Here is an 11,333-nt window from a genome sequence, read left to right as displayed (position 1 = left end):
TTCCAATTCAGCAGCTCGGTTGCCTCAGCGACGTCGGTCTCCACAACGTTGGTGAACATTGTGTAATCGACCACGATGCCGTAGGCATTCATGAAGTAACTCGCGAAAGACGCGCTGATCAGTACCAGACACAGCAAGGGTTTGGCCAGCCGCCCCCATGACAGCAAGCTCAGAACGGTAAACACCCATGCGAATACTATGACTGGGAGGCTAGCAGCTAGCAGCCAGTTCACTTCATCGGTTTTGAATACCAGCGTCCAGAGCACGTTCCAGAGCTCAGCGTTCGCGAATAGCAGCAACCAAAAAGTCACCAGGCCGATTAGCAAATTAGTACTGATGCCTTTCTGCCGCGCATTGCGAATAGCAAAGATCCATTTGCTTAACAGGGTGTGAACAATGGATTTGGAAGGTGTCATTATCAAACTCTGGAAGCTGCTTATCCATGGCGGTAGCTATGGAGTTAGCGGGAGCTACAAGGCAAGCCGTCGACAGATGCTGAGCGATTGCGCAATGTGCGGAGCGCCAGAGGCCTTGGGCCCCTACGCGTTGGGGACGCTTAGTATGTGTGAGGCATAGGGATAAAAAGAGAAATGAATCTCGCTGAGCGCATTATTTCCGGGACCTGATAACGACACGATGACCTCGGGATTACAATGCTGACAGAAATCCAATAACTGCTGCTTTGATTGTCAATGATCACGCTATGATCAAAATTAGGGGAATACCACCCACCAAAAACAATGCGCCGCTCAGCTAGATAAATTTAATTTCACGAACAAAACGGTTTCGTTTTGTCGTAGGCTAATTTTGAACTTTCAATTCAACTTACAAGTCTTTCTCGCGAGCAGAACATTATTTTCAACTTTTGCTCGTTAATATGTCACCCATCAATGAGGGGCGAATACCATGAGCTTTTTCAAAAACATCCTGGGCGGGCACCATGGTCGTGAAAACCACGGTGGAGGCAAGCACCACAGCGGGGGACATGGGGCCGAGCAATATGATCGCCATGGCCGGCAGCAGGGCTGCGACGGCGGCAATCAGGTGTATGACGGCGGGCGCCCTGCCACTCCAGCCCCCATCAAAGATCTGCAGGGCTGCAGGCAGTGCCGGACGGCCAACGATCCGTCAGCACGCTTTTGTCTAAACTGCGGAACACCGCTATCGAGTGGTTGCACCGCCTGCGGCTCGCTGCTGAGTGCAGGAGCAAGATTTTGCAGTCAGTGTGGCCAAGCGACGCTCTAAGGCTAGCTAGACAGGAAGGCCAACGAGACCACAACCCTGCGCAAGGAGAAATACGTGGGTTCAAATCACGACCATGGCAGCGCTGCAGTACGCGAGGGGCATCAGAAGAAGCTAATCATGGCGCTCGCCTTGACTGGCAGCTTCATGATTGCAGAAGTGATCGGCGCGTGGATTACCGGCAGCCTGGCGCTGCTGTCGGACGCATCTCACATGTTCACAGATACTGCCGCCTTGGCGATCTCACTGATTGCACTTCAGATAGCCAAGCGGCCGGCAGATCAGAAAAGAACCTTCGGCTATGCGCGCCTGGAAATTCTGGCTTCGACGTTCAACGCCGTGCTGCTCTTCCTGGTGGCGATGTACATCTTGTATGAGGCCTACCAGCGCTTCTTCATGCCGGCGGAGATCGCTACCGGAGCGATGATGTGGATCGCAATCGCCGGCCTGATCATCAACCTAATTTCGATGCGCCTTCTGGCATCTGCGAGCAACGAGAGCCTCAACGTCAAAGGAGCCTACCTCGAAGTTTGGAGCGACATGCTCGGCTCGCTAGGCGTAATCATCGCGGCACTCATCATCCGCTTCACCGGCTGGACTTGGGTCGACACGATTGTCGCTGTGGCAATCGGCCTCTGGGTTCTGCCGCGGACGTGGCAGTTGCTTCGCGAAAGCCTGGGAATCCTCATGGAGGGTGTGCCGAGGGGGCTCGACGTGACGGCAATCGAGGCTACCATCCTCGGCGTAGATGGCGTTACGGACGTTCATGACTTGCACGTCTGGGCCGTCAGCAGTGGCAGCAACGTGATGACGTCGCACGTAGTGATACGGGATTCTGCAGATGGGGATGCTGTGCTGGCGGCCGTCGTGGATGCTGTCAGCGATGCATTCGAAATCCATCACTGCACCATCCAGATCGAGCGGGCAGCTTTCCACGAAAGCGTTCCGTCGCCCTCACACTGATCGATCGGTAAAAACCAAACAAACACATCACCCTCCTGGCTGAGGGTGATGTCGTAGAAGACATGCGGTGAAGGATGGCGTAAACGGCAGGAGCACTTCGAGAGGGGTTGGTGAATGGCTTCGCCTGCCCCCGACCATAACCTCCAGAAGGTTCAGCGATGGCTTGGATCATCACGAAGTATCTACTCACTGCCGGATTAGTGATTCTCGTATCGGAGCTGGCAAAGCGCAGTGACAAGCTGGGCGGGCTGGTCGCCGCCCTGCTGCTGGTCACGGTCTTGACGCTGGTCTGGCTTTACCTGGAGAACCAGAGCATGGAGAAGATCTCCAATCATGCTTGGTACACCTTCTGGTACGTGCTGCCGACCCTGCCGATGTTCATCGCTTTTCCAGTGCTGCTGCCCAAACTGGGATTCTGGCCAACGCTTATCAGCAGTATCGTCATCACCATGGTGAGCTTTGGGGGCTTTGCCCTGCTGCTCCGTCGATTTGGCATTGAGCTGTTATAAGTCACGAGCCAGGACTGCAATTCAGGGGCCGTTCAACGACTATTGATGCACTCACCTTTGACCAGGTAGCGAACCATATGTAGTTCGCCCTTTGAGTCTTCGTAGGTCATCATGCTTCTCACGTTACCGCAGTACCGCACGCTGGGCGATACATACACCAACTTACTAACGTCAAGGTCCATGCCATAGGCGTAGTCTTCAAGCTGAGGCATGGGCTTTTTTACGCGCTGAGCATAATCCGCAGTAGCCTCTCTAGCAGATCGCTCAATGCGTTGATTGATCTCCATACCGCTTTGGGCATTGGCTGTTAGTGATGTAAAGAGCATAAACACGGCGATCGCTGATACAGTAGTGTTCATAAGAAGTCCCTTAATAAAAAAGCGCCCGTAGGGGGGCGCTAAAATTCACCTACCAAAGGAGCGTATGGTTTACAGGTGAATGCACTGGCGTGAACAACTGCCCGTCGCTCTTGCCAAGCTGCTTTGAAATGAGACAATTTCCAAAGCAGCAATGCCTCTTACGCTGCCGTTAAACTAGCAAAGGAGGCTAACACCAAGATGATCGCGCAATTACAATTTGGACATGTAATAGATTGTAAGATAATTATTCGAGAGAATACTGAGCCCTCGCGTGAACTAATTCACAGAAAGGCGCAGGGGTTTGGGGCCGTCCATGGGGACTGCCTGCATGGCACTCGATCCAAGGCCAGTACCAGTCCCGCCAGCTAGCGGCAGAAATGCTGCCTGTCCTGGCCGATTCCACCCGTCAGGCGAAGCTGTCGTACACCGTTGCAGGCCCCAGAATCCGCTAAGCTCAAGGGTGGAGCCTGCATGACTGTCAGAAATCTTGCGGCTACATTACAAATTTGTAGGATTTCGCCGCGACCAGCTTCTTCGCGTTAAGATTCAAGCGTCCTCAGGTGACCCGGCGTATGGACAGAGGTAGCGACTACCACATGCCATACCCCCAGCCAAACTTTCGAACAGCCTGCAACCATGGCGGATTAGGCCAACTCCTTCCTCACACCTTGAGATAAGTTATGCGCGTTCTAGTTGTGGAAGACGAAATTAAAACTGCCGAATATCTTCAGCAGGGCCTATCCGAAAGCGGGTATGTCGTAGATATCGTGCACAACGGTGTAGATGCCCTGCACTTGTTCAACACTAATGTCTATTCGTTGGTCCTGCTGGACGTGAACCTCCCAGGTATCGACGGCTGGGATCTGCTGGAAACCATCCGCAAGAGCAGCCGGGTCCGCATCATCATGCTGACCGCCCGCGGACGCATCAATGACAAGCTCAAGGGCTTGGACGGCGGCGCGGATGACTACCTTGTTAAGCCATTCGAATTCCCTGAGCTGCTTGCACGCATCCGTTCGCTGCAACGCCGTGGTGATGAGTTAGTAGAGAAGAGCTCGCTGAAAATTGCCGACCTAGAACTCGACTCCGTCCGCCATCGCGTTTTCCGCGGTGGCACACGAATCGATCTCACCACCAAGGAATTTGCGCTTTTGCACCTGCTCATGAGCCGAACGGGCGAAGCGCTGACTCGCTCTCAGATCATCTCGTTGGTCTGGGATATGAATTTCGACTGCGACACCAATGTCATCGATGTAGCCATCCGGCGCTTGCGCTCGAAGATCGATGACCCGTTTGAAACCAAGCTCATTCACACGCTTCGTGGCGTTGGGTACGTTTTTGAGGAACGCGCATGAGGCCATTCAGCCTGGCTGCAAAGCTGGGACTAAAAGTTGGATTGATGAGCGCAGCGCTGCTGCTGATGTTCGCTACCTTCGGTTACATGATGGTTGGGCAAGCACTGGATAGAAATGCTCGCATCGATCTCGGCGTCAAAATGGAGGCAATGGCGCACAGCCTTTCCGAAATCACTGATATTGCCGATGTCAGTTCAGATTCGCACAAGCTGGTGGATTTGGTCACAGGCCAGAACAACCTCTACGTAAGCATCTACAGGTCCGCAGAGAGTGAAGATCCTTTACTCACCATCGGTTCCAAACAGATCAATCGAGAGGTTCATAGGTTCCAGGCTGCGGCGCAGACCACGGAATATGAGTGGAGCGACTATAACGGACGCCCCCTGCTCAGTGCTTCTCAGGCCATGACTCTGGGCGATGGTACGGAGGTCGGCGTCTACATGACTGCTGATCAGTCATCCAATGAAGCCCTACTCGATGCGTTGTTAACCTGGGGCCTAATGATGTCCCCTGTCATCCTCGCGTTGATCCTGGCCATTGGTTGGTGGACCGTGCGCAGAGGCCTGCTGCCACTGACCAAGTTCCTCAAGATCGCGTCGAAGATCTCAACCGAGAGCCTCGACCATCGCCTTCCAACTGATGGGATGCCTGCAGAACTCAAGAAGCTCGCCGACGGTATCAACATCATGCTGGCTCGCCTGGATGATGGGGTTCAGCAGCTCTCGCAGTTTTCTGACGACCTTGCTCACGAACTTCGGGCACCGCTCTCCAACCTAATGGGCAAGGCCCAGGTTGCCTTGACCAGAGAACGATCGCTTTCCGAGTACCGGGAGGTTCTAGAGTCGTGCACAGAAGAGCTGGACCGCATGAGCCGCATGGTTTCCGACATGCTGTTCTTGGCCCAGGTCAGTCATCCAGCATCCATGGTGGAGTTCGAACCCGTTTCCTTGGTGGACGAGGTTCAGCGAGTGTGCGATCTCTTCAGCATTTCGGCAGAAGAAGGCGAGATCCAGCTGCAGATCTCTGGCAGTGATGACGTGGTGCGCGGGAACCGCCTGATGGTTCAACGTGCCGTCTCGAATCTGGTCTCGAACGCGATCCGTTACTGCCCTCGCGGCCGCACGGTCTACGTGAAGGTGCAGCATAGTGCGAGCGGTACGACGTTGAGTGTCGGCAACCCCGGCCGCGGTATTGCCAAGGAACACCATGCGCACTTGTTTGAGCGGTTCTACCGTGTGGACAAGAGCCGAGCACGGAGCGAAGGCGGTACCGGTCTTGGCTTGGCCATTGTGCAGTCGATCATGAGCCTGCACCAAGGGTCGGCGAGCGTGGAGGTGACCGAAGAAAACTTCACGTGGTTCCACCTTCACTTTCCCGCAGCCCAGCAAATGCAGCCGGCAATGACCGCCGCTTAAATTGCGCAGACACGATTAGGCCCGTCAATCGACGGGCCTTTTTGTTTGCCTCAATGCATCAGTGCCGGAGGACCACAGGGTCCATGGGCGACCGCAGAATCACCGACTTGATGATCTTCTGCTCGTCAGGATTGGCATTCTTCCACAGGTGGGAGAAGTACTGAGCATTCACTTTCTCTTGAGCACTTACGCTGCCGGCGGCATCGATCAGGCGCATTGTCGAGTAGACACAGATCAGCGCCAGAATGAAGAACGCCGTGGCAACCACCATCACATAACGCTTGGCCAGCACCGGTGCACGCTTGAGCTCCTGGATAGAGGCGTCCGCGGCCTTTGTCGCTGCTGTAAGCTCCGAAATCAGTGGCTGGATGGCGGTTTCGACTCCGCGGCATGCAGCTGAATATGCTGATGCAGCGGCGCGCAAGGCAACTTCTTCCGCATTCGACCAAGCCTTCTCCGCCTTTCGCACCTCCTCCTGAATCTGCCGGCCGACAGCGTCCACCTGTTCCACCAGTTCGTTCGACCTCTCCAGAACAGCGCTGGAGGTGCGCGTCTGCGAGGTCAGCTCGTCGAGTTGGACAGTGAGTTTTTCAGTGCAGCGGCGAAAGTCACCGATAGCAACTGCCCAGGGCTCTATGTCATTCATGGCTATCTCCTAGGGCGGCCAACAACGCCGCGCTGAATTAACGCGCTAGATATCAAAATTGTAATTTAAGACAAAATTCGAAGTCGCCCTCGACAGTGCCGAGATAGACATGATCCTTCCAGATTTGACGATTTAACGCATCCTATCTGCAGCCAAAATTACGGAATTGTAATTATTGACTCACCTTGTCGTTAGCTTCGCGTTCCTAAACTACAAACCAACAAAGGCCGCTAATCAGGTAGGCCTAGTATGAACCGAGGTTCACAATGAAATTTGTCAAGTCTATCGCTATTGGCAGCCTGCTGCTGGGTCTCATGGGTACCGCTTACGCTGAAGGCGGCTTCGAGCGAGCGAAACAGTTCAACGAGAACTTCCGAACCGAACAGGCTCGCCTATGGAGCGATGACTCTTCGGACCAGAACAAACAACAAGTCGCTCAAGAGCAAAAGAAAGAAAGCAAGGATGGTAAGGAACAAGCCGACAATTAATCGGCGGTTAAATAGGACTTCAAATGACGAAAGTAATCGACAAAAAAGCCAGGGTAAAACCTGGCTTTTTTGTGCTTGGAATTTAGCCTTCGTTCTTGCGAGGCGTTTCCGCATTGCTTTCTCCGGCCAGACCCTCGGCACCTTGTGCGGTACGCTTCCAATGGCACAGCAGGAGCTGGCTGGCGTTCGCTTCGGTAATCGATGTGCAAGCTAGATCAGCGGGCAGACCATCCTTGCTGTCTCGCAAGCGCCTGGACAGATAGAACGAGCCATCCTGCGGCCACTTGGCAGGATCCTTGATGTTCTCGGACTTCCCGCTGCTGTAAAACTCCGACGAGTATGAGCGGCGGCCAGGATAGATCAGGGGAGCGGAATGAGCAGACTGCACATTGAGCCAGGCTTGAACCACATCTCGCTGATTCTGAGGTCGCTCCTCTAGTACCCCGGCGTAGATGATGCCCGCACCGATGATTGGCAACACCAATGCGCTCGCAGCGGCAGCCCAGGTGGTCTTCGGGCCAACTTCGCTGACCCGTGCAGACAGCAGCAAGGCCCACGCTGGCAGCGCGGGTAGCAGGTAGGTCCACAGAATGTTGCCTGCAAATGTGAAGAAGACCGGTGTCGCCAAGGCCCACAGCCAGAGGTAGGCTTCGAAGCGCTGCATCGATCCACGCTTGCGGATCAACAGTGGTAGGAACAAGGCCCATGGCAGTAGCGACAATCCGAGCTGGATCCAGATGCTGCCGTACGGCTTGGCATGAGCACTACCATAGAGGTCCCCTGCCCAGTTACTGACGACGTAGCGGCTCCAGTGCTCACCAACGAAGAAGTACTCCATGAAGCCGGGCGTTTTCATTTCGGCCGCGACATACCACGGCACGGATATACCGAACATGAGCACAAGGCCGCTAATCCAGGGAAGCCTCAGTACCCGTCCCCATTCCTTGTAGATAACGAACCAGGCGAATGCCGGCGCCCCCATAAGCACAAGGGTCAGCGGCCCTTTGGCAAGCAAGCCCAGCCCGAGACCTGCGAACATCAGGTAGGCATCCGCCTTGCTGGCGCACTTCATCCAACGCCAGAAACCGTAGCTGGCCAGCAGAATCGAGAACGACAAAACAGGGTCAGTCAGCACAACACCGCTGGAGACCAGGCCAAGTGTGGTGCTGGAAAAAATAATGGCAGCCCAGATGCCGGCGTTACGAGAAATCTGCTGCGTACCGAGTTTGATGATGATGAAACAGCTTGCCAGGTGTAGTAGCCACGCTGGGAAACGCGCAGCGAACTCGTTAACGCCGAAGACCGTCATGCTCGCGGCCTGAGTCCAGAAGGACAACGGAGGCTTGCCCCAGAATGGTACCCCGTAGTCGAACATGGGCGTGATCCAGTCATTCAACTCGACCATCTTGCGAGCCATTTCAGCGTAGCGGGCCTCAGATGTGTCCATCAGCGGGTAGATGCCCAGCCCCACCAAGCGCAATAGCAAAATCGAACCCAGGATCAACCACAGCGTCCTCTCGTTCTTCAGATTCAGCATTTCTTACCCTCGATCGAAGCCATCGAAGGGTGGAGTGACACGGGATCTACCTTGTTGCTGTGCTTCAGGAAATAGAGAGGCCGGCGCTTCACTTCCGCGAGTGTCACGCCCAGGTACTCTCCCACCATGGCGACACCGACGCACATGAATGAAGCCATTCCGACGATCAGGTGATGGATGTCGAAACTGCCTGCCACAAGCGACGCGAGCATGTAGCAGATGCTGGAGACGAATAGTCCGAAACTGATGAGGCTGAAAATGCGCAGCGGTTTGCGAGAGAAGCTGACGATGCTCTCGATGGCCAGATTGAACAGGCCAGATGCATTCCACTTGGTGCTCCCGGCATGGCGAACAGTGCGATTGTAGGGCAGTTCGATAGTACGAAAGCCTACCCAGCCGATCATGCCTTTGAGAATCCTGGAGCGTTCGTCCAGCGCCCGCAGTGCTGCCAGCGGCGCAGGCCCAATCAATCGGAAATCGCTGACATCGGCCGGCATGTCCACCTTCTCCACCAGGCGCTGCATGACCCAGTAGTAAGCCCGGGCACTCATGCGCTTGAACCACGAATCACCGATTCTCAAGTTGCGCTGCATGTTCACTACGTCGTAGCCGCGTTGCCAGTAGTCCACCATGGCCGCGATGAGCTCTGGTGGATCCTGCAGGTCGACATCAATGAAAATCAGCGCACTGCCACGGGCATGATCTATCCCGGCACTCAGTGCAGCCTCTTTACCGAAGTTGCGACTCAGGGACAGGCAACGTACAGATGACCCATCCTGATAGTGGCGAAGAATGTCGGCTGTCCGGTCACTACTGCCGTCGTCGACATAGAGGATTTCGCAGGAGACGGGTAAGCGCTTAACCACGCGGGTGATTCGCTGGTGGAACTCGGGGATGGTTTCCTCTTCCTGGAAGCAAGGGACCACGATGGTTAACAAGGGATCAGGGCGCTCGGGAAAGCGATGTAATGTCTGCATGATTGAATGTCCAAAAACGATGTGCAATGAATCCAAGTGCAGTGAGGCTTAAGGTCACTAGGACTTGGGAGATAAGCGGTGACAGATTCGACTTGATGAGGAACCACATACCCACGCCATTGCCGAAGTTTGTGGCTAACGCGACCAGTGCAAACCTGACAGGCTGAAACTTACGAGAGCCATCTGCCACAAAACAGAGCGCCCTATTTCCAATAAAGCTTGCGATTGCGCCAACCATGCCGCCACAGATACTGGCCAGCAACGGAGTAGCAAATTCTGTCGTAACCAGCACTAGGAACACCACGTAATGGATTCCCGTTGCTATGAAGCCGATCCCCAGATAACGAATTAGTAAGGTAATAAGAGGTGGGTTTTGATTTTCCATGGCCAAAGCCTATGGAGGCAAAGGTGAAAAAACAGTGAACTAAATGTAAATGCTTAATTAGCTGAATCTATATATGATAAGTAATGAGTTGGCGCACTAGACTAGCACGCTACAATATCAGAGGGATTGCCTGAGGATTACGCTTTTGAAATAAAGGCCTGCCAATAACGCACGCATGACCTGTGCATTACAATGTTGTCAAGATAAGGAAATGTCAGACGACATTGAGCTAGATTCCCCGAATGAAGGGGGATCGAATGGTTACACAAAATGAAACATATACAAGCAGCGTTGTTTCTTACAGTCCTGACATATTGGATGATCTGCCAATTGATGATCAGCTGGCCGTAGAGTTTTTCGCAACAGCACGTTGTGCCAGTTTCAAACAGGCTGCCCGAGGGCTCAATGTGCCAGTGGTAGGCCTTCGCAAACGCTTGGAGAAACTGGAAGAGCACATTGGTGCTCCCGTGTTTGTCTACAAGCACAACAAGCTTGCTCTGACCCGGACAGGCGAGAGGGTCAGCCAGTACCTGTGCCAACTCTTCGGCCCTGAAGGCCTGGGCAAGTCTGGTGAAAAGGAGGACTCCAGGCTTACCATCGCGATCACAGAGCCAGTGCTGAGCGACATCGTGAACCGCGATCTAGTCGCCTACGTACGCGATCATGCCGAAATGCGGCTGGAAATCCATTCAGAGTGCACAACGCAGATGCTTTCTGAGTGTGAAGTCGATGTGGGTATCGCTTTCGTGAGCCCAGATGATGAGGGCGCTTTTGATCGCCATCCTACGTATAGGTTTGAACGGCTCGGCCGGATTGGGCACGCGCTGTTCATTTCCAGCCGCTACTCAAGGAGCGTCACCCTTCCTGTGGAGAGCTTGGATTTGCACAACTTCATGCTCGTTGTCCCTTGGGATGAAGAGATCTTGGCGGGCTCACGAAAGTGGGCATCGATAATGTCTGAGCATCAGGGCGGTACCACTCGGGTCAAGAGCTACAACCTATCACGAGGCCTTGTCGTTGGTGGTGCGTGTATTGGAGTGCTGCCCGACTACAGCCGAAAACTGGAGAGAAATATCCTACCCGTGCCGGGTTTCCTGGACGACCTGGAGGAGAAAGATGTCTATCTTGTTATCAAATCGAAATTGATACGTAATCCCCAGGTTTTGGAAATTCGAAGATTGATCAAGAAGAGCTTCTTTGATAAGAAAGACTGGCTTGTTCGGTAACAGTTTTGTTAGGTTTGAAACTCTCCCGTTAACACTTAAGAAACACAACTGTCATATTCGCTTGCAATCTAGTCAGAGTGCTTAGAACAAAGGCATCTTGTTACAGCAGGTGACAACCGTGGCCTGCTCCCATCTGCAAGATCAATTTAGGCCGGCGCAGGGCGAAACACAACGTCGGTACCTAAGCACTTAACATACGAGAGGCAAGCAATGATCCGTTCTTCGAACATG

At 53.9% G+C, this 11,333-nt stretch carries 13 protein-coding genes; 7 read left to right on the top strand and 6 right to left on the bottom strand.

Annotated features, from left to right (window positions below):
- A partial coding sequence (locus APH42_RS27235) for a phosphoethanolamine transferase domain-containing protein (RefSeq protein ID WP_156352939.1) occupies positions 1-416 on the bottom strand: 416 nt, incomplete at its 3' end.
- Positions 417-906: 490 nt separating this feature from the next.
- Here APH42_RS27235 and APH42_RS29660 point away from each other — a divergent pair.
- The 3 genes from APH42_RS29660 to APH42_RS27220 all read left to right on the top strand — a co-directional run bounded on the left by APH42_RS29660 (position 907) and on the right by APH42_RS27220 (position 2,714).
- Entirely contained in the window at positions 907-1,245 is a 339-nt protein-coding gene (locus tag APH42_RS29660; protein WP_080635014.1) for a zinc ribbon domain-containing protein, read from the top strand.
- Between the two features lie 54 nt (positions 1,246-1,299).
- Positions 1,300-2,205 carry a cation diffusion facilitator family transporter gene (locus APH42_RS27225; protein WP_004577663.1) on the top strand — a complete coding sequence of 302 codons (906 nt, stop codon included), beginning with the start codon at positions 1,300-1,302 and terminating at the stop codon, positions 2,203-2,205.
- Between the two features lie 158 nt (positions 2,206-2,363).
- Positions 2,364-2,714, top strand: a complete 351-nt coding sequence (locus APH42_RS27220; protein ID WP_004577662.1) for a DUF3147 family protein — start codon at positions 2,364-2,366, stop codon at positions 2,712-2,714.
- Between the two features lie 32 nt (positions 2,715-2,746).
- On the opposite strand, the gene APH42_RS27215 is transcribed toward APH42_RS27220, so the two are convergent.
- Positions 2,747-3,073, bottom strand: coding sequence for a DUF2790 domain-containing protein (locus APH42_RS27215; RefSeq protein ID WP_004577661.1), 327 nt, complete (start codon positions 3,071-3,073; stop codon positions 2,747-2,749).
- A gap of 680 nt (positions 3,074-3,753) precedes the next feature.
- Between APH42_RS27215 and APH42_RS27210 the strand changes: the two genes are divergently transcribed.
- Entirely contained in the window at positions 3,754-4,428 is a 675-nt protein-coding gene (locus APH42_RS27210) for a heavy metal response regulator transcription factor (protein WP_059183343.1), read from the top strand.
- Positions 4,425-5,843 carry a heavy metal sensor histidine kinase gene (locus APH42_RS27205; RefSeq protein ID WP_059183344.1) on the top strand — a complete coding sequence of 473 codons (1,419 nt, stop codon included), beginning with the start codon at positions 4,425-4,427 and terminating at the stop codon, positions 5,841-5,843. Before APH42_RS27210 ends, APH42_RS27205 begins: the two co-directional genes overlap by 4 nt.
- 58 nt (positions 5,844-5,901) lie before the next feature.
- Here the strand turns inward: APH42_RS27205 and APH42_RS27200 are convergent, their stop codons facing one another.
- Positions 5,902-6,489 carry a hypothetical protein gene (locus tag APH42_RS27200; RefSeq protein ID WP_004576065.1) on the bottom strand — a complete coding sequence of 196 codons (588 nt, stop codon included), beginning with the start codon at positions 6,487-6,489 and terminating at the stop codon, positions 5,902-5,904.
- A gap of 266 nt (positions 6,490-6,755) precedes the next feature.
- Between APH42_RS27200 and APH42_RS27195 the strand changes: the two genes are divergently transcribed.
- Positions 6,756-6,977: a hypothetical protein gene (locus tag APH42_RS27195; protein ID WP_003253450.1), complete on the top strand. Its 222-nt coding sequence runs from the start codon at positions 6,756-6,758 to the stop codon at positions 6,975-6,977.
- Between the two features lie 82 nt (positions 6,978-7,059).
- On the opposite strand, the gene APH42_RS27190 is transcribed toward APH42_RS27195, so the two are convergent.
- From APH42_RS27190 to APH42_RS29655, 3 genes are read right to left on the bottom strand one after another with little or no spacing between them, the layout of a single operon-like run.
- Positions 7,060-8,514 (bottom strand): glycosyltransferase family 39 protein, encoded by a 1,455-nt coding sequence (locus tag APH42_RS27190; RefSeq protein WP_004576064.1) that lies wholly within the window; start codon positions 8,512-8,514, stop codon positions 7,060-7,062.
- Positions 8,508-9,491, bottom strand: coding sequence for a glycosyltransferase family 2 protein (locus tag APH42_RS27185; RefSeq protein WP_033726583.1), 984 nt, complete (start codon positions 9,489-9,491; stop codon positions 8,508-8,510). Before APH42_RS27185 ends, APH42_RS27190 begins: the two co-directional genes overlap by 7 nt.
- Positions 9,457-9,876, bottom strand: coding sequence for a GtrA family protein (locus APH42_RS29655; protein ID WP_004576062.1), 420 nt, complete (start codon positions 9,874-9,876; stop codon positions 9,457-9,459). Before APH42_RS29655 ends, APH42_RS27185 begins: the two co-directional genes overlap by 35 nt.
- A gap of 257 nt (positions 9,877-10,133) precedes the next feature.
- Between APH42_RS29655 and APH42_RS27180 the strand changes: the two genes are divergently transcribed.
- Positions 10,134-11,102, top strand: coding sequence for a LysR family transcriptional regulator (locus APH42_RS27180; RefSeq protein ID WP_059184118.1), 969 nt, complete (start codon positions 10,134-10,136; stop codon positions 11,100-11,102).
- The last annotated feature ends 231 nt before the right edge of the window (positions 11,103-11,333 follow it).

It is taken from the genome of Pseudomonas sp. NBRC 111140 (genome assembly GCF_001320885.1).
Taxonomy (GTDB): domain Bacteria; phylum Pseudomonadota; class Gammaproteobacteria; order Pseudomonadales; family Pseudomonadaceae; genus Aquipseudomonas; species Aquipseudomonas putida_P.
The sequence above is the reverse complement of the archived record's forward strand: the minus strand, read 5'-3'. Positions and strand labels throughout refer to the sequence as shown.

What these genes read in the sequence shown, in the direction of transcription:
- APH42_RS27220 (WP_004577662.1), top strand. Translation starts at nt 2,364, where the DNA reads ATGGCTTGGATCATCACGAAGTATCTACTCACTGCCGGATTAGTGATT.
- APH42_RS29660 (WP_080635014.1), top strand. Translation starts at nt 907, where the DNA reads ATGAGCTTTTTCAAAAACATCCTGGGCGGGCACCATGGTCGTGAAAAC.
- APH42_RS27205 (WP_059183344.1), top strand. Translation starts at nt 4,425, where the DNA reads ATGAGGCCATTCAGCCTGGCTGCAAAGCTGGGACTAAAAGTTGGATTG.
- APH42_RS29655 (WP_004576062.1), bottom strand. Translation starts at nt 9,876, where the DNA reads ATGGAAAATCAAAACCCACCTCTTATTACCTTACTAATTCGTTATCTG.
- APH42_RS27200 (WP_004576065.1), bottom strand. Translation starts at nt 6,489, where the DNA reads ATGAATGACATAGAGCCCTGGGCAGTTGCTATCGGTGACTTTCGCCGC.
- APH42_RS27190 (WP_004576064.1), bottom strand. Translation starts at nt 8,514, where the DNA reads ATGCTGAATCTGAAGAACGAGAGGACGCTGTGGTTGATCCTGGGTTCG.
- APH42_RS27180 (WP_059184118.1), top strand. Translation starts at nt 10,134, where the DNA reads ATGGTTACACAAAATGAAACATATACAAGCAGCGTTGTTTCTTACAGT.
- APH42_RS27210 (WP_059183343.1), top strand. Translation starts at nt 3,754, where the DNA reads ATGCGCGTTCTAGTTGTGGAAGACGAAATTAAAACTGCCGAATATCTT.
- APH42_RS27195 (WP_003253450.1), top strand. Translation starts at nt 6,756, where the DNA reads ATGAAATTTGTCAAGTCTATCGCTATTGGCAGCCTGCTGCTGGGTCTC.
- APH42_RS27215 (WP_004577661.1), bottom strand. Translation starts at nt 3,073, where the DNA reads ATGAACACTACTGTATCAGCGATCGCCGTGTTTATGCTCTTTACATCA.
- APH42_RS27185 (WP_033726583.1), bottom strand. Translation starts at nt 9,491, where the DNA reads ATGCAGACATTACATCGCTTTCCCGAGCGCCCTGATCCCTTGTTAACC.